This is a genomic window from Ectopseudomonas composti, from assembly GCF_900115475.1.
Classification (GTDB): domain Bacteria; phylum Pseudomonadota; class Gammaproteobacteria; order Pseudomonadales; family Pseudomonadaceae; genus Aquipseudomonas; species Aquipseudomonas composti.
Genome location: NZ_FOWP01000016.1, coordinates 74028 through 90740, shown reverse-complemented (window position 1 = coordinate 90740; position 16713 = coordinate 74028). Strand labels below are relative to the sequence as shown.

At 63.9% G+C, this 16713-nt stretch carries 17 protein-coding genes; 9 read left to right on the top strand and 8 right to left on the bottom strand.

Features of this window, described 5'->3' with window-relative positions; all coding sequences use genetic code 11:
- Positions 1 to 28 precede the first annotated feature (28 nt).
- On the bottom strand, positions 29 to 733 hold the full coding sequence (locus BM059_RS22540) for a FadR/GntR family transcriptional regulator (protein WP_074941424.1): 705 nt from the start codon (positions 731 to 733) through the stop codon (positions 29 to 31).
- Positions 734 to 1020: 287 nt separating this feature from the next.
- Here BM059_RS22540 and BM059_RS22535 point away from each other — a divergent pair, with 287 nt between their 5' ends.
- The 6 genes from BM059_RS22535 to ppx all read left to right on the top strand — a co-directional run bounded on the left by BM059_RS22535 (position 1021) and on the right by ppx (position 5964).
- Positions 1021 to 1806 (top strand): transporter substrate-binding domain-containing protein, encoded by a 786-nt coding sequence (locus BM059_RS22535; RefSeq protein WP_074941423.1) that lies wholly within the window; start codon positions 1021 to 1023, stop codon positions 1804 to 1806.
- 20 nt (positions 1807 to 1826) lie between these two features.
- Positions 1827 to 2492: an amino acid ABC transporter permease gene (locus BM059_RS22530; RefSeq protein ID WP_074941422.1), complete on the top strand. Its 666-nt coding sequence runs from the start codon at positions 1827 to 1829 to the stop codon at positions 2490 to 2492.
- Positions 2489 to 3139, top strand: coding sequence for an amino acid ABC transporter permease (locus tag BM059_RS22525; RefSeq protein WP_208606123.1), 651 nt, complete (start codon positions 2489 to 2491; stop codon positions 3137 to 3139). Before BM059_RS22530 ends, BM059_RS22525 begins: the two co-directional genes overlap by 4 nt.
- On the top strand, positions 3126 to 3857 hold the full coding sequence (locus tag BM059_RS22520) for an amino acid ABC transporter ATP-binding protein (RefSeq protein WP_074941420.1): 732 nt from the start codon (positions 3126 to 3128) through the stop codon (positions 3855 to 3857). Before BM059_RS22525 ends, BM059_RS22520 begins: the two co-directional genes overlap by 14 nt.
- On the top strand, positions 3854 to 4363 hold the full coding sequence (locus tag BM059_RS22515) for an ureidoglycolate lyase (RefSeq protein ID WP_074941419.1): 510 nt from the start codon (positions 3854 to 3856) through the stop codon (positions 4361 to 4363). Before BM059_RS22520 ends, BM059_RS22515 begins: the two co-directional genes overlap by 4 nt.
- 98 nt (positions 4364 to 4461) lie before the next feature.
- Positions 4462 to 5964, top strand: coding sequence for an exopolyphosphatase (gene ppx, locus BM059_RS22510; protein ID WP_074941418.1), 1503 nt, complete (start codon positions 4462 to 4464; stop codon positions 5962 to 5964).
- 254 nt (positions 5965 to 6218) lie between these two features.
- Here ppx and ppk1 read toward each other — a convergent pair whose 3' ends face one another.
- Both ppk1 and hemB read right to left on the bottom strand, forming a co-directional pair.
- Entirely contained in the window at positions 6219 to 8402 is a 2184-nt protein-coding gene (ppk1, locus tag BM059_RS22505; RefSeq protein WP_036999764.1) for a polyphosphate kinase 1, read from the bottom strand.
- Between the two features lie 19 nt (positions 8403 to 8421).
- The gene (gene hemB, locus BM059_RS22500; RefSeq protein WP_036999765.1) at positions 8422 to 9435 is read right to left on the bottom strand and encodes a porphobilinogen synthase; all 1014 of its coding nucleotides are present in this window, start codon (positions 9433 to 9435) and stop codon (positions 8422 to 8424) included.
- 217 nt (positions 9436 to 9652) lie between these two features.
- Between hemB and BM059_RS22495 the strand changes: the two genes are divergently transcribed.
- Entirely contained in the window at positions 9653 to 10207 is a 555-nt protein-coding gene (locus BM059_RS22495; RefSeq protein WP_036999767.1) for a DedA family protein, read from the top strand.
- Here the strand turns inward: BM059_RS22495 and BM059_RS22490 are convergent.
- Positions 10175 to 11419 (bottom strand): sterol desaturase family protein, encoded by a 1245-nt coding sequence (locus tag BM059_RS22490; protein ID WP_074941417.1) that lies wholly within the window; start codon positions 11417 to 11419, stop codon positions 10175 to 10177. The two genes, BM059_RS22495 and BM059_RS22490, sit on opposite strands and share 33 nt — an antisense overlap.
- Positions 11420 to 11594: 175 nt before the next feature.
- Between BM059_RS22490 and elbB the strand changes: the two genes are divergently transcribed.
- Positions 11595 to 12254 carry an isoprenoid biosynthesis glyoxalase ElbB gene (gene elbB / locus BM059_RS22485; protein WP_036999773.1) on the top strand — a complete coding sequence of 220 codons (660 nt, stop codon included), beginning with the start codon at positions 11595 to 11597 and terminating at the stop codon, positions 12252 to 12254.
- A 225-nt stretch (positions 12255 to 12479) separates the two neighbouring features.
- Positions 12480 to 12947: a thioesterase family protein gene (locus tag BM059_RS22480; protein WP_036999775.1), complete on the top strand. Its 468-nt coding sequence runs from the start codon at positions 12480 to 12482 to the stop codon at positions 12945 to 12947.
- Between the two features lie 105 nt (positions 12948 to 13052).
- Here the strand turns inward: BM059_RS22480 and BM059_RS22475 are convergent, their stop codons facing one another.
- The 4 genes from BM059_RS22475 to BM059_RS22460 all read right to left on the bottom strand — a co-directional run bounded on the left by BM059_RS22475 (position 13053) and on the right by BM059_RS22460 (position 16699).
- Positions 13053 to 13502 carry a YaiI/YqxD family protein gene (locus BM059_RS22475; RefSeq protein ID WP_074941416.1) on the bottom strand — a complete coding sequence of 150 codons (450 nt, stop codon included), beginning with the start codon at positions 13500 to 13502 and terminating at the stop codon, positions 13053 to 13055.
- Positions 13503 to 13554: 52 nt separating this feature from the next.
- Complete coding sequence (locus BM059_RS22470; protein ID WP_036999778.1) at positions 13555 to 13890, bottom strand: enhanced serine sensitivity protein SseB C-terminal domain-containing protein; 336 nt, start codon at positions 13888 to 13890, stop codon at positions 13555 to 13557.
- Between the two features lie 126 nt (positions 13891 to 14016).
- The gene (locus BM059_RS22465) at positions 14017 to 15906 is read right to left on the bottom strand and encodes a cytochrome c/FTR1 family iron permease (RefSeq protein ID WP_074941415.1); all 1890 of its coding nucleotides are present in this window, start codon (positions 15904 to 15906) and stop codon (positions 14017 to 14019) included.
- 160 nt (positions 15907 to 16066) lie between these two features.
- The gene (locus tag BM059_RS22460; RefSeq protein WP_036999781.1) at positions 16067 to 16699 is read right to left on the bottom strand and encodes a LysE family transporter; all 633 of its coding nucleotides are present in this window, start codon (positions 16697 to 16699) and stop codon (positions 16067 to 16069) included.
- Positions 16700 to 16713: the final 14 nt, after the last annotated feature.

Genomic DNA, 16713 nt, shown 5'->3' with positions numbered 1-16713 from the left:
AGCCTTTCAATGGTGGCTAATGTACGCCTCAATCGCCCAGCGTGGTGAAGGCAATGCCGGTGCGTAGCGCGGCGGCGCGGATGTGCTGTTGCATGGCCTTTTGCGCCGGGCCGGCGGCATGCCGCGCGAGGGCTTTGAGGATCTTGCGGTGCTCCTGCCAGGTCTCCATCGCTCGCTCCGGACGGATGAACGGCAGCTTCTGGCTTTCCAGGAAGATATCGGCGCTGGAGGTGACCAGGGCGAACATCGCCTGGTTGCCGCCGGCGGCGAGGATGCGCTGGTGGAACTCGAAATCCAGCCGCGTCGCCTGCTCGAAATTTTCGGCACGCAGCTCGCGGCGCATCTGCTCGACGTTGTCTTCGAGAATATCCAGCTCCTCGGCAGTCATCACCCCGGCCGCCAGGCCACAGGCGAAACCCTCCAGGGCGAAGCGCAGCTGAAAGGTATCGGCCGCCGATACCTGTGCGGCGAAGGGCCAGACGAAAGCACCGCTCGCGTCGGGCTTCGGCGCCTCCTGAACGAACACACCCTTGCCCGCCTGCACACTGACCAGGCCCAACGCGCTGAGCGAGGACAGCGCCTCGCGCAAGGAGGCGCGACTGACGCCCAGGCGCTCGGCCAGATCACGCTGCGACGGTAGTGCGTCGCCAGGGCGATAGCCCTCGTCCTCAATCAGGCGGCGGATCGCCTGCAGGGCGTATTCAGGTACCGCGCGGGGAGCAGAAGCATTCATGACTGTTCGGGCCGGTCAGTCCAGTGAAGCTGCCTTTGTAAGGCCAGAACACCACTTCAGGCAAGCGACGCCCCCTTGTGGAACAGCCCCCCCAGCGTACGCACCGAGATGGCCCAGAAACACCTCTGACCAATCAGTCAGCAATTCAAACTGTTCAGACCAGTAAGACCTTGTTTCCACTCGCCTGAAGCGATGAAGTCCCTTATTTCATTGGACTTGGCACAGGCAATGCACTGCAGGACTCACGCAAAACGCTTCAGTTTTCGTTCATTCATCGGGAGTTCGACATGCGCAAATTTCACCGCACCCTGCTGGGTACCCTGTTCGCCGCCCTGGCCTTCGGCGCCAACACCGTTCACGCCGACGCGCTCGAAGACATCAGCAAGGCCGGCGTGCTGAAAGTCGCCGTGCCGCAGGATTTCCCACCCTTCGGCTCGGTCGGCCCGGACCTCAAGCCGCGCGGCCTGGACATCGACACCGCGCAACTGCTGGCCGAAAAGCTGGCGGTGAAGCTGGAGCTGACCCCGGTCAACAGCACCAACCGCATTCCCTTTCTCACCACCGGCAAGGTCGACCTGGTGATTTCCAGCCTCGGCAAGAACCCCGAGCGCGAAGCGGTGATCGACTTCTCCGCCGCCTACGCGCCCTTCTACCTCGGCGTATTCGGCCCGGAAGACGCCACCATCGCCAGCCTCGATGACCTCGCCGGCAAGACCATCAGCGTCACCCGTGGCTCCATCGAAGACATCGAACTGAGCAACGTCGCCCCGAAAGGCGCCACCATCAAGCGCTTCGAGGACAACAACTCGACCATCGCCGCCTACCTCTCCGGTCAGGTCGAACTGATCGCCAGCGGCAACGTGGTGATGGTGGCCATCGCCGAGCGCAACCCCAAACGCATCCCGAACATGAAGCTCAAGCTCAAGGATTCGCCGGTATACGTCGGCGTGAACAAGAACCAGGCCGCGCTGCTGGACAAGGTCAACGCCATCATCGCCGACGCCAAAGCCGACGGCAGCCTCGATGCGATCAGCCAGAAGTGGCTGAAGCAGCCACTGCCGGCCGACCTCTGAGTCGCGCGGAGAGCTGAGCCATGGCGTATCAGTTCGACTTCGCCGCCGTCCTGCAGCACAGCGACATGCTGCTGCAGGGCGCGGCCTTCACCCTCGTACTGACGGCGATCGGCACCCTGCTGGGCGTCGGTCTCGGCATTGTCGGGGCAATACTGCGTGCCTGGCGCATCCGCCCGTTCGACCGGATTTTCGGCGTCTACGTGGAGCTGATCCGTAACACGCCGTTCATCGTCCAGCTGTTCTTCATCTTCTTCGGCCTGCCCTCGCTTGGCGTACGCCTGAGCGAGTGGGAGGCGGCGGTGCTGGCGATGGTGATTAACCTCGGCGCCTACTCCACGGAAATCATCCGCGCCGGCATCCAGGCCATCCCGGCCGGTCAACTCGAAGCCGCTGCGGCGCTGGCCATGAGCCGCTTCGAGACTTTCCGCCACGTGGTGCTGCGCCCGGCGCTGGCCAAAGTCTGGCCGGCGCTATCGAGCCAGATAATCATCGTCATGCTCGGCTCGGCGGTGTGCTCGCAGATTTCCACCGAGGAGTTGTCGTTCGCCGCCAACTTCATCCAGTCGCGCAACTTCCGCGCCTTCGAGACCTATCTGCTGACCACTGCGCTGTATCTGGTCATGGCCATCCTGATTCGCCAACTGCTGGCCTGGATCGGCCGCCGCTTCATCATGGGGGCCCGCTGATGGACTTCACGCTCTGGGACATCCTGCGCAACCTGCTGGTGGGCCTGCAATGGACGCTGCTGCTGTCGCTGGTGGCCTTCGTCTGCGGCGGCATCGCCGGCCTGCTGGTATTGCTGGCCAGGCTATCGCCGCTATCGGCACCGCGCATCTTCGCCCGTGGCTATATCGAACTGTTCCAGGGCACGCCGCTTTTGATGCAGCTGTTCCTGGTGTTCTTCGGCATCGCCCTGCTCGGTATCGACGTATCGCCCTGGTTGGCTGCGGCCACCGCGCTGACGCTGTTCACCAGCGCCTTTCTCGCCGAGATCTGGCGCGGCTGCGTCGAGTCGATCACCCGCGGCCAGTGGGAGGCCGCTGAAAGCCTGGCCATGAGCCGCCTGGAAACCCTGCGCCACGTCGTGCTGCCGCAAGCGCTGCGCATCGCCGTGGCGCCCACCGTCGGTTTCTCGGTGCAGGTGGTCAAGGGCACCGCGGTGACCTCGATCATCGGTTTCACCGAGCTGACCAAGACCGGCAGCATGCTGGCCAACGCCACCTTCGAACCCTTCATGGTCTACGGCTTCGTCGCCCTCGGTTACTTCCTGCTTTGCTACCCGCTCTCGCTCGCTGCATACCGCCTGGAAAGGAGGCTGAATGTCACTGCTTAACGTCACCGCCCTGCACAAGTATTACGGCGACAACCACGTGCTCAAGGGCATCGACCTGGCCGTCGAGGAAGGCGAAGTGGTCGCCATCATCGGTCGCAGCGGCTCGGGCAAGAGCACCTTCCTGCGCACCCTCAACGGCCTGGAGTCGATCAACGACGGCGTGATCGAAGTCGACGGCGAGTATATCGACGCCGCCCGCGCCGACCTGCGCAGCCTGCGACAGAAGGTCGGCATGGTGTTCCAGCAGTTCAACCTGTTCCCACACCTGACCGTCGGCGAGAACGTCATGCTCGCGCCGCAGGTAGTGAAGAAGACCTCACGCGCCGACGCCGAAAAAGTTGCGCGGCAGATGCTCGAGCGGGTCGGCCTGGCGGAGAAGTTCGACGCCTACCCCGAGCGCCTGTCAGGCGGCCAGCAACAGCGTGTGGCCATCGCCCGCGCCCTGGCCATGTCGCCCAAGGTGCTGCTGTGCGACGAGATCACCTCGGCGCTCGACCCGGAATTGGTCAACGAGGTGCTGGCTGTGGTCAAGCAACTGGCCAGCGAGGGCATGACCCTGATCATGGTCACCCACGAGATGCGCTTCGCTCGCGAAGTGGGCGACAAGCTGGTGTTCATGCACCAGGGCAAGGTGCACGAGATCGGCGATCCCAAGACGCTGTTCGCCGCCCCGCAGACCGAAGAGCTGCGCAACTTCATCAGCTCGGTGAACCTGTGAACGCGCCGGCCCCGCTGCCACTGCGTATCGCGCCACTGACCCGCGAAGCCTTCGCGCCCTTCGGCGAGGTGATCGAAACGGCCGGCGCAACGGCCTTCCCGATCAACGCTGGCACCACCACGCGCTACCACGACCTGGCGCAGGTGAAGCTGGCCGGCGAGTCAGCACGCACCCTGGTCAACCTGTTCGAAGGCAAGGCCTGGCACCCGCCCTTAGAGATTCGCATGCTCGAACGCCACCCGCTGGGCAGCCAGGCGTTCTATCCGGTTGACGGTGGACGCATGCTGATCGTCGTCGCCCCGCCAGGTGAGCTGGACGAGTCGAAGATCCGCGCCTTCATCAGCGAGCCGGACCAGGGCGTGAACTACGCTCGCGGTACCTGGCATCACCCGTTGCTGTGCCTGCAACACCCTGGCCGCTTCCTCGTGGTGGACCGTGGCGGCGACGGCCATAACTGTGACGAGCAGCTGTTGAAACAGCCGCTGAGTGCCCTGAACCTGCCCTAACCACAGGTCTAGACCAGTTTCATGCGACATCCGTATGCGTTGGCTCATGCGCTCAGTCGTGGCAGGATGGCGCGGAAATCGAACGAGATGCCGTAATCATGCCCAAAGCCCCTGCCGAAAGTTTTCCCCTGATCGCTGCCATCGACCTGGGTTCGAACAGCTTTCATATGGTGCTGGCCAAGGCCGACAATCACGAGATTCGCATCCTCGAACGCCTCGGCGACAAGGTGCAGTTGGCGGCAGGCCTGGACGACGAGCGCCAGCTCAGCGAGGAAGCCATGCAACGCGGCCTCGACTGCCTGCGCCGCTTCGCCCAGTTCACCACCACGCTGCCGGAAGGCGCGGTGCGCGTGGTCGGCACCAATGCCCTGCGTGAAGCACGCAACCGTGCCGTGTTCATCCGCCGCGCCGAGGAAATTCTCGGCCATCAGGTCGAGGTGATTTCCGGCCGCGAGGAAGCACGCCTGATCTACCTCGGTGTTTCCCACAGCATCGCCGACACCCCCGGCAAGCGCCTGGTCGCCGACATCGGCGGCGGCAGCACCGAGTTCATCATTGGCCAGCGCTTCGAGCCATTGCTGCGCGAAAGCCTGCAGATGGGCTGCGTGAGCTTCACCCAGCGCTATTTCAAGGACGGCAAGATCACCCCGGCGCGCTATGCCCAGGCTTACACCGCCGCCCGCCTGGAGCTGATGGGTATCGAGCAGAGCCTGCGCCGCCTCGGCTGGGAAGATGCCGTTGGCGCTTCCGGCACCATCAAGGCCATCGGCCTGACGACCAAGGCTGCCGGCCTAGGCAATGGCGAGGTGACGGTCGAGGGGCTGGCCTGGCTCAAGCGCAAACTGTTCAAGCTCGGCGAGGTGGAGAAGATCGACCTCGACGGCATCAAGCCGGATCGGCGCGGCATCTTCCCGGCCGGCCTGGCGATTCTCGAAGCCATCTTCGATGCCTGCGATATCCAGCGCATGAGCCACTCCGAAGGCGCGCTACGCGAAGGCGTGCTGTACGACCTGCTCGGCCGTCACCAGCACGAGGACGTCCGCGAACGCACGCTGTCGGCCTTCATGGAGCGTTACCACGTCGATGTCGACCAGGCCGCACGGGTCGAGGCCAAGGCACTGTCGGCGCTGGACAAGGTCGCGAACGACTGGGGCCTGACCGACGATTGGCACCGCGAACTGCTCAGTTGGGGCGCCAAGGTGCACGAAGTGGGCCTGGATATCGCCCACTACCAGTACCACAAGCACGGCGCCTATCTGATCGAGCACTCCGACCTGTCCGGCTTTTCCCGCCAGGACCAGCAGATGCTCGCCCTGCTGGTGCGCGGCCACCGCCGTAACATTCCCAAGGACAAGTTCGCCGACTTCGGCGAGGAAGGCGTGAAGCTGATACGCCTGTGCGTGCTGCTGCGTTTCGCCATCCTCTTCCACCACATTCGCGGTACGCAGAGCATGCCCGAGGTGCAATTCAAGGCCGGCGACAACAGCCTGGAAATCCTCTTCCCGGAAGGCTGGCTGACAGCCAACCCGCTGACTCAGGCGGACTTCGAGGCCGAAGCCGAGTGGCTCAAGCGCATCGACCTGACGCTGAGCGTGCGCTGATCACCTTCTGAGTCAAACCCGCTATCAACCCCGTAGGGTGCGCCGTGCGCACCGGGATTTCGGGCGGGAAACCTGTAGAGCGGGTGCAACCCGCCAAGACCGCAAAGCCCTCTCCTCCGGCCTGATCGCCAGCGATCAGGCGCTCATCGGCGTAAGAAGCACTACGGCACGCGGCCATCTAAGCCCTCTCCCGCCCTTCGGGCACCCTCTCCCGCAAGCGGGAGAGGGTCATCAGATCGCCGCAAGCGGCCTTTTTAGCGCGTCACGATTACCGGGGCGGTGAGCTTCTCCAGCAAGCCGGACTGCGCGCTGCGCGGGTTCTGGTTACCGGTGGGCTGCTGACGCAGATAACGACCGTCAGACTGCAGCACCCAAGCCTGGGTGTTGTCGGTCAGGTAGCTCTCCAGCTCCTTCTTCACACGCATGATGAGTTTCTTGCCTTCCACCGGGAAGCAGGTCTCCACGCGCTTGTCGAGGTTGCGCTCCATCCAGTCGGCGCTGGACAGGTAGATCTTCTCGTCGCCGCCGTTGAGGAAGTAGAACACCCGCGTGTGTTCGAGGAAGCGACCGATGATCGAGCGCACCTGGATGTTGTGCGATACCCCCGCGATGCCCGGACGCAGGCAGCACATGCCACGTACCACCAGATCGATCTTCACCCCGGTCTGGCTGGCCTTGTACAACGCGCGGATGATCTTCGGATCGGTCAACGAGTTGAACTTGGCGATGATCTGCGCCGGCTTGCCTTCGGCCGCCGCGGCGGTTTCCTTGGCGATCAGGTCGAGCAGGGTCTTCTTCAGGGTGAAGGGCGCGTGCAGCAGCTTCTTCATGCGCAAGGTCTTGCCCATGCCGATCAGCTGGCTGAACAGCTTGGACACGTCCTCACCGAGCGCGACGTCGGCGGTCAGCAGGCTGTAGTCGGTGTACAGCCTGGCGTTACCGGCGTGGTAGTTACCGGTGCCGAGGTGGGCGTAGCGGACGATCTCGCCGTTCTCACGACGCAGAATCAGCATCATCTTGGCGTGGGTCTTGAAACCGACCACGCCATAGATCACCACCGCACCAGCAGCCTGCAGGCGGCTGGCCAGAGCCAGGTTGGACTCTTCGTCGAAGCGCGCGCGCAACTCGATCACCGCGGTGACTTCCTTGCCGTTGCGCGCCGCTTCCACCAGCGCGTCGACGATCTCAGAGTTGGCGCCGGAGCGATACAAGGTCTGCTTGATCGCCAGCACATGCGGATCTTTCGCCGCCTGGCGTAGCAAGTCGACCACCGGCGTGAAGGACTCGAAGGGATGCAGCAGGAGGATGTCCTGCTTGCTGACCACGTTGAAGATGTTCTCCGAGTTCTGCAGCAGCTTGGGGATCACCGGCGTGAACGGCGCGTACTGCAGGTCCGGGTGGTTATCCAGGCCAGTGATGCTGAACAGGCGGGTCAGGTTGACCGGGCCGTTGACCTGGTACAGCTCGCCCTCGGTCAGGCCGAACTGCTTGAGCAGGTGGTCACGCAGGTGTTTCGGGCAGGTGTCGACCACTTCCAGGCGCACCGCATCGCCGTAACGACGGCTGAACAGCTCGCCGCGCAGGGCGCGCGCCAGGTCCTCGACGTCCTCGGTATCCACCGACAGGTCGGCGTTACGGGTCAGGCGGAACTGGTAGCAGCCCTTGACCTTCATGCCCTGGAACAGGTCATCGGCGTGGGCGTGGATCATCGACGAGAGGAACACGTAGTTGTCGCCCGGGCCGCCGACATCTTCCGGCACCTTGATGATGCGCGGCAGCAGACGCGGCGCCGGAATGATGGCCAGACCGGAGTCGCGGCCGAAGGCATCGACGCCTTCCAGCTCGACGATGAAGTTCAGGCTCTTGTTCACCAGCAGCGGGAAAGGGTGCGTCGGGTCGAGGCCGATGGGCGTGATGATCGGCGCGATCTCGTCGCGGAAGTAGCGGCGCACCCAGGCCTTGAGCTTGGTCGTCCAGTAACGGCGACGGATGAAGTTGATGTTGTGCTTGGCCAACGCCGGGAACAGCGTGTCGTTGAGGATCGCGTACTGGCGCTCGACCTGTTCGTGCACCAGCTCGCTGATACGCGCCAGCGCCTGATGCGGCTGCAGGCCGTCGGCGCCGGCCTGTTCGCGGGCGAAGTTGATCTGCTTCTTCAGGCCGGCGACACGAATTTCGAAGAATTCGTCGAGGTTGCTGGAGAAGATCAACAGGAACTTCAGGCGTTCGAGCAGCGGATAGGACTCGTCCAGCGCCTGTTCCAGCACGCGGATGTTGAACTGCAGCTGCGACAGTTCGCGGTGGATGTACAGGCTGCTGTCATCCAGGCCGGGAATCGGCGCCGGCGGCGGGGTTTCCACCACGGGCGTCTCGGCGACCACCTCGGCCGGAGGCGGGTTGTTGTCGAGCACTTCGCTGTTGAGTCCTTCGCTGTTCATCACTCGGTTCCTGAGGGCGTCATTGCCCTTGTTTTAGCAGTTCTGCCGCCCGTACGGCGAAATAGGTGAGGATGCCATCGGCACCCGCACGTTTGAAGGCGGTGAGCGACTCCAGGATGACGGCCTCGCTGAGCCAGCCGTTCTGGATCGCGGCCATGTGCATGGCGTACTCGCCACTGACCTGGTAGACGAAGGTCGGCACCTTGTAGGCATCCTTCACGCGCCAGAGGATGTCCAAGTAGGGCATGCCCGGTTTGACCATGACCATGTCGGCGCCTTCGGCCAGGTCGGCGGCCACTTCATGCAGCGCCTCGTTGCCGTTGGCCGGGTCCATCTGGTAGCCGAGCTTGTTACCCTTGCCGAGATTGGCAGCCGAGCCCACCGCATCGCGGAACGGGCCGTAGTAGGCGCTGGCGTACTTGGCCGAGTAGGCCATGATGCGCACGTTGACGTGATCGGCCAGCTCCAGTGCCTCACGGATCGCCTGCACGCGGCCGTCCATCATGTCCGACGGTGCCACCACCTGGGCACCGGCTTCGGCATGCGACAGCGCCTGCTTGACCAGCGCATCGACGGTGATGTCGTTCTGCACGTAGCCGGATTCGTCGAGAATGCCGTCCTGACCGTGGGTGGTGAAGGGGTCGAGGGCCACGTCGCTGATCACCCCCAGTTCGGGGAATTTCTCGCGCAGGGCACGAATCGCACGCTGGGCGATGCCATCCGGGTTCCAGGCCTCGCTGCCGTCGAGCGATTTCTTCTCCAGCGGCGTGACCGGAAACAACGCCAGCGCCGGGATGCCCAGCGCCACCCAGTGCTCGGCTTCCTTGAGCAGCAGATCGATGGACAGGCGTTCGACACCCGGCATCGATGGCACGGTTTCACGACGGTTGTCGCCGTCGAGGACGAACACCGGCAGGATCAGGTCATCGACGCTCAGGCGATTCTCGCGCACCAGGCGGCGGGAGAAGTCGTCGCGACGATTGCGGCGCAGACGGGTGGCAGGGAACAGACGATTGGCGGGGGTAACGCTCACGGCAGACTCCAGAGCCCGCACGGGCGGGCCAGTGTGACGGTTATAAGCGGGCATTATGACCAAATGATGACAGCCGCATGACGCGATGCGACTGCGGGTCGCAGCCAGGGCGGGCGGCGGCAATGCCACGAAACCTGACCATTGTGGCATGACGCGCCACCTTCCGGCTTCCTTGTGGTCAGAGTAGTCTTCAGCACCCCATCATCGAGCGCACGGCATGCTCCAAGACCTCATTCGCCAGTTTGGCTACCCGGCACTGGTTCTCGGCACCTTCCTCGAAGGTGAAGTGTCGTTGCTGCTGGCGGCGTACATGGCCGTGCGCAACGTGTTGGAGATCGAATGGGTTGCGCTGTGCGCCTTTCTCGGCACCTTCGCCAGCGACCAGTTGTGGTACTACCTGGGCCGCCGTCACGGCCGCGCGCTGCTGGCACGCAAACCACGCTGGCAGCCGCTGGGCGACCGCGCCAGCGCGCTGATCCAACGTTACCCGGACCTCTGGGTGCTGTGCTTTCGCTTCCTCTACGGCCTGCGCACGGTGATGCCGCTGACCATCGGCCTGTCCGGCTATTCGTGGCGCCGCTACCTGCTGCTCGACGCCATCGGTGCCGGCGTCTGGGCCGGAGGTATCAGCCTGCTGGCCTACAGCCTGGGCAACGCCATGGGCGGCCTGCTCGAAGAACTGCGCAATTACCAGGTCATCCTGCTCGCGGCCGTGGTGTTGCTGCTCGCCCTGGCCTGGCTACACCGGTGGCGTCAGCGCCGGCGTGGCTGAGCCACGCGCCAGCCAGATCCCCATCAGGCTGAGCAGGCTGTAAGCGATCAGCCAGGCCCAGGCAGTGCCATCCAGCGCCAGCATGCCGAGTTCGCCAGCCAGCCAGAATGCCGGCAGGTTGCTCGCCAGACGCAGGCACTCCAGCCGCCAGGCATGGCGGCGGTTCTCCAGCCACAGGCCAATGCTGCACAGGCCCAGGGTCATCCACAGGCACGCGAGCAGCACGCCACTGATCGCCAGTGAATCGCCCTGCGTCAGCAGCCAGACGCCGGCCAGCAGGTAGCAGATGAACTGCAGCAGCGCGTAAACCTGCGCACCCCGCCCCAGCGGTACCTCGAACTTGCGAAAGTGGCTCAGGTCCGCCTTGGCCTGCGGGTAACGCGCCGCGACGTCGGCCGGGCGCCAACCGGTGGGCATGAACCAGATACGCAATCGGTCCCACCACGAGTTGGAACGTTTGGCATCGCTCCATAGCCCGGCGTAAACCTGCAGGTTGGCCCATAGCGGGTTCCAGCTGGCCAGCGGCACGGTAACGCCGAAGACCACCGGTTCTTCGTCGAGCTCCTCCTGGAAGGTGCCAAAAATTCGATCCCAGACAATGAACACACCGCCGTAATTGCGATCCATGTAGATAGGATTCTGTGCATGGTGCACGCGGTGGTTGGACGGGGTGATGAACAGCCACTCGAACCAGCCCAATTTGGGGATATGCCGGGTATGCACCCAGAACTGATACAGCAGGTTCAGGGCAGCGACGGTGAGGAAGACCAGTGGCGGCACGCCGACCAACGCCATCGGCAGGTAGAAGATCCAGCCGAAGATGAACCCCGTGCTGGTTTGCCGTAACGCGGTGGAAAGGTTGTAGTCCTCGCTCTGGTGATGCACTGCGTGGGCGGCCCAGAGCACGTTGCGCTCATGGCCCAGGCGGTGGTTCCAGTAGTAGCAGAAGTCGTAGAAGACGAAGGCGAAGAGCCACACCCAGAGGCTGCCTTCGGCTAGCTCGAACAGCGCCAGATGCTCCCAGGCGAAGGCGTAGGTGAGCAGGCCGACCACTTTGGTCAATACACCGGTCGCCTGCGACAGCACGCCGGCACTGAGGCTGTTGAGAGCATCGGCCAAGCGATACGTGCGCATGCCGCGCCAGCGGTCAGCGAGCAATTCCAGGCCGATCAGCAGGAAAAAGAAGGGCACTGCGTAGAGAACGTAATTCATGACTGCGCCATATCGTTGTACTTGTGTCGGGAATGAGCTGATATTCATCCTATGCGCAGCGGCGCCAGGCTTCGCGGCGGCAAATGACAGCCCGAGTGGCATTTGGCGACAATCCAAGAATTGGTAATACCCGCGCCCGCTTCCCGGTCGCGTCTTTCCTCACCAGGAGTCGAGCATGAGCAAAAAAGTGGCAGTGATTCTGTCCGGCTGTGGCGTCTACGATGGCGCCGAGATCCATGAAAGTGTGATCACCCTGCTGCGCCTCGACCAGCGTGGCGCCGAAGTGCAGTGCTTCGCCCCCAACGTGCCGCAGTTGCACGTGGTCGACCACTACAGCGGCGACGAGATGAACGAGACGCGCAACGTGCTGGTGGAGTCGGCACGCATCGCCCGCGGCCAGATCAAGGACGTCAAGCTGCTGCACATCGCCGAGTTCGACGCGTTGATCATGCCCGGTGGCTTCGGTGTGGCAAAGAACCTCTCCGACTTCGCCACCAACGGCGCCGGCTGTACCGTGCAGCCTGACGTGCTGGCTGCCTGCAAGGCGTTCGTCGATGCCGGCAAGCCGGTTGGCCTGATGTGCATCGCCCCAGCGCTGGCAACGAAAATCTTCGGAGCCGGCGTGGTTTGCACCATCGGCAGCGATCACGACACCGCCGCGACCCTGACCCAGATGGGCGCCGAGCACCACGAGTGCGACGTCAGCGAGATCATCGAAGACAGCCAACGCAAGTTGGTGACCACACCGGCCTACATGCTCGCCCAGTCCATCGCCGAAGCGGCCTCCGGCATCAACAAGCTGGTCGATCGGGTACTGGAGCTGGCGCACCACTGATCTGCAGGCGTCGGCGTGTAACGTTGCGCCCGACCCACCCTACGGGCTGGAATCTTGAACTTTGTAGGGTGGGCTTCAGCCCACGCTCATCGGTGCTGAAGCTGAAGCGGAACGCACCCGAGCGTCAGGCCGATCCGGCCAATGCTCAGGGCACTCCTGCATTGCCTCTGGCCAAGTCTTGCGCGGTACTGCAGCGTGACGGCAGGATTTCCCGGAGCCCTTGCCATGTCCCAGCCCTTCGTCCTCAGTCCCGACCTGCAACAGGCGGTGACAGCTTTCTTCCAGCGCATCCCGTTCAACCAGTTTCTCGGCATCGAGATCACTGAACTGAGCGAGGAGCAGGTGACCATGCACCTGCCGATGAAGCCCGAGCTGATTGGCAACTTCGTCCACGGCATCCTGCATGGCGGCGTGATTTCCTCACTGCTCGACGTGTGTGGCGGCGCCATGGCACTGATCGGCGCCTTCGCCAATCATCAGCATCTGCCGGCGACCGAGCGCATGAGCAAGCTGTCCAAGCTCGGCACCATCGACCTGCGCATCGACTACCTGCGCCCCGGCCGTGGTCAGCGCTTCACTGCCACGGCCATGCCCCTGCGCGCCGGCAACAAGGTTGCGGTAATCCGCATGGAACTGCATAACGACGAAGGCGTGCTGGTGGCAGTGGGCACTGGCACCTATCTGTGCGGCTGACGGAGTCCACCGCCCCCGGATTTTATCCGGGCTACAACTGTGCGGCTGAACGGATGCCTTTGTAGGCGCGCGCTCCTACGGTCATTGCCTCGGTAGCCGAGACAGCTAGCGACTCAAGCGCGTGAGAATCCTATCCAGCGCATTGGCGAAGGCCTGCCGGTCCTTTTCCGAATAGGGTGCCTGACCACCGCCCATCTGCCCCTGCTCGCGCAGGTCGGTGAACAGATTGCGCACCGCCAGACGCTCGCCCATGTTGCGTTCATCGAACTCGCGGCCTCGCGGGTCGAGCGCGGCAACGCCCTTCTTCACCAAGCGGTCGGCCAACGGTACGTCGCTGCAGATCACCAACTCGCCGGGCACGGCATGCTCCACCAGGTGATCATCGGCCGCGTCCGGCCCGCTGGGCACCACAATCAGCTTCACACAGGCGAAGTTCGGCCGGGCCACGGCCTGGCCGGCCACCAGCACCACCTCGAAACCTCGTTTGAGGGCGAACTTGACCACCTGATCCCGCGCCGCCCGAGGGCAGGCGTCGGCGTCGATCCATACACGCATGCAGCAACTTCCGCAGAACAATCAGCGCTCAGTATGCCAGCAGACGAATGAATCAGGCGTTGTAGAAGGGCTCGCAGCGCTCACGCACGGCACGCGACAGGTTGTCGTCGGCCAACTCGATCAGGTCCAGTTCCACCTCATCGGGCAGCAACTCGGCAACCAGCGCCGCCAGGCGCCGCTGAGCGTGCACATCGGCGCCGGAAATCGCCAACAGCAAGCGTGGCTGCGGGCCAATGGCCGGATCGCGCAGCGCCGCGAGAAACGCCTCGCGCACGGCAAGCTGAGCACATGCCGCAGAAAGTGCCTGCTCCAGGGAGGGATGACGCAGAGCAGCCAACGCCAGATCAGGACTGTCGGCGTAGTGAGTGGAGTGAATCGAGGAGGACATGCGTGCACTCGGCAAAGGAATTGAAGCCAGCCTAGGTGCACTGAGACTCGCTGTCGTGGCAGCGGTTCACGCTATCGCGCAACGAGGGCGAGCAAAGCCGCCCTCGTTCACGCCTAGTCCAACGGCTCAGGCCTGAGCCGCTGCACGGCGCCGCTCGCCCAGCAGGCTGCGCCCATACAGCAGGGCGATACCCGCCAGCGCCAGGCCCTGCGCCGACAGGCTCCAGGCATCAGCATGAATGCCCAACCAGTCGAACTCGAAGAATGCCACCGGGCGCGTACCGAGCACGCCGGCTTCCTGTAGTGCAGCCACGCCATGGCCGGCGAAGACCACGGATAGCACACACAACAGCACCGCGTTGATACCGAAGAACGTCGCCAACGGCAGTTTGCGCGAGCCACGCAAGATCACCCAGGCCAGGCCGATCAGCAGCACCAGCGCGGCGGCGGCGCCAGCCAGTACAGCACCGTGCCCGGCGGGGCCGGCCTGCAGCCAGAGGGTTTCGTAGAACAGGATCACTTCGAACAGTTCGCGATATACCGAGAAGAACGCCAACATGGCGAAACCGAAACGGCCGCCACCACCGACCAGGCTGCTCTTGATGTAATCCTGCCAGGCTGCAGCATGGCGGCGATCATGCATCCACACGCCGACCCACAGCAGCACCACGCTGGCGAACAGTGCTGTGGCACCTTCCAGCAGCTCACGCTGGGCGCCGCTGATGTCGATCAGGTAGGCCGCTACTGCCCAGGTTGCGACGCCGGCGAGCAACGCCAAGCCCCAGCCAATGTGCACACTGCGCACCGCCTGCTGCTGCCCGGTGTTGTTCAAGAAAGCGAGAATCGCTGCCAACACCAGAATCGCCTCGAGCCCCTCGCGCAGCAGAATCAGCAGGCTGGCGAAGAAGCTCAGGCTGTCATCCATCGCACCATCGGCGAGCAGCGCCGCAGACCTGTCCAGCTCGACCTTGGCTTGCTCCAGTGCCTGGGCGGCCTGCGCGACGCTGGCGCCATCCTGCAGCGCCTGCCGATAGGCCATCAGGGCGCGCTCGGTGGTCTTGCGCTGCACGCCGTCGAGGTTGTCGAGGGCACTTTCGACCAGTTCGAAACCTTCCAGGTAGGCACCGACGGAAAGGTCATAGGCCTGCTCACGATCGCCCTCGCGATAGGCCTGCAGGCTGCGCTCCAAGGTCGAGCGGGTGTAACCGATCAATTGCTGCGGACCGCGCTGTTCCAGCACCGGATGCGCCCGCTGAGCGCGAAACGCCGCCACATCGCCACCAGTGGCGGTGATCTCGGCAGGCGTGCGGCCTGCCAGCTCGTTCATCGCGAAACGTGCCTGGCCCTGCGCCGGCGCGGCGCTGAAGCCGGCGATGTAGGCCGCCAGATCCCAGCGCTGGCGTTCATCGAGCTGATCAGCGAAAGCCGGCATATCGGTGCCTTCGATGCCCAGGCCGAGGGTGTTGTAGAGGTCGTAGAGGCTCAGCCGGTCCAGGCGCGCGACGTCACGCAGATTGGCCGGTGCCGGCTCCAGGCCGATACCGGCAGGCCCATCGCCTAGGCCGGTGTCGCCATGGCACACCGAACAATGCTGCGCGTAGAGCGGTGCACCACGCTCCGGGTCCGGTGTCAGCACTGGGGTCTGCGCCACCTGATAGAGCTCGGCCAGACGTGCGCCCAATTTGCGGGCGGCGCTGGCGACGTCCTCGCCAGGCTGGCGCTGGGTGATTGCCTGACGCAGATTGCTGACGCCCTGCTCCAGCTCGGCACGTCCAGCCTGAGCCGGCAAGGCGACGACCAGCCCCTGCAGGACGTCGAGAAATTCCAGCTGCTCCTGATATTCACCGGCATCGACAACTTGGCCGCCAGTGACGGTGGCAGGGTAATCGGCGCCAATGTAACCGATCAGGTGCAGCGCTTGCGCGGCGCCGTCGAGGGGCTCGGCAACCGCGAGAAAGCTGAGGCTGGCCAGCAGTGGCAGCATCAACCAGGAAAGAGAGAAGCGAAAGCGGATCATTAATGCATCCCAAACGAGAATGGGTGGCATTAAATTGTTGCCGGCCTAACGACCGAGCACAAGAACAATCTGAAATATCTAGTAACAATCAGCCGAACGGAGCACTGCAGCGGCCTTCCAGAGCGGCATCGATCATTAATTGATCGATGCCGAAGGAGACTCAGACGGCCGCGCGCTTGACCGTCGCCAGCAAGCCGGCAGCGGCGGCGAACAGCGCAGCAAAACTGCGATTCATCAGCCGCTGCTGACGCGGCGTGCGCAGCAGTCGCAGGACCCGCGAAGCGAGGCCGGTGTAGCCGGCCATGACGATCAGATCCACGATGATCATGGTCACGCCCATCACCAGATACTGCGCCACCAGTGGCGCATGCGGATTGATGAACTGCGGCAGTACCGCGAGCATGAAGACGATGGCCTTGGGGTTGCTGAAGTTGACCAGAAAACCGCGCAACACCAGGGTCAGTGGCCGGCCAATAGGGCGCTCGGCCGCACCGGCATCCAGATCGCTAGGCAGCGCGACCCACTGCTTGTAAGCGAGAAACACCAGATAGGCCACGCCGAACCACTTGATCAGGCTGAAGGCCAGGGCCGAAGCGGCCAGGATGGCGCCCACGCCGGCAGCGACGATGGCGATCTGCAGCGCCAGCCCGAGCTGCAAACCGAGCGCGTTCCAGTAACCGCGCCAGAAGCCGTACTGCATACCGGCCGACATCGACGCCACGGCACCGGCACCCGGCGACAGGCTGATGACCCAGCAGGCGACGAAGAAAGCGAGCCAGGTTTCCAAAGCCATGATGCATACCTCGA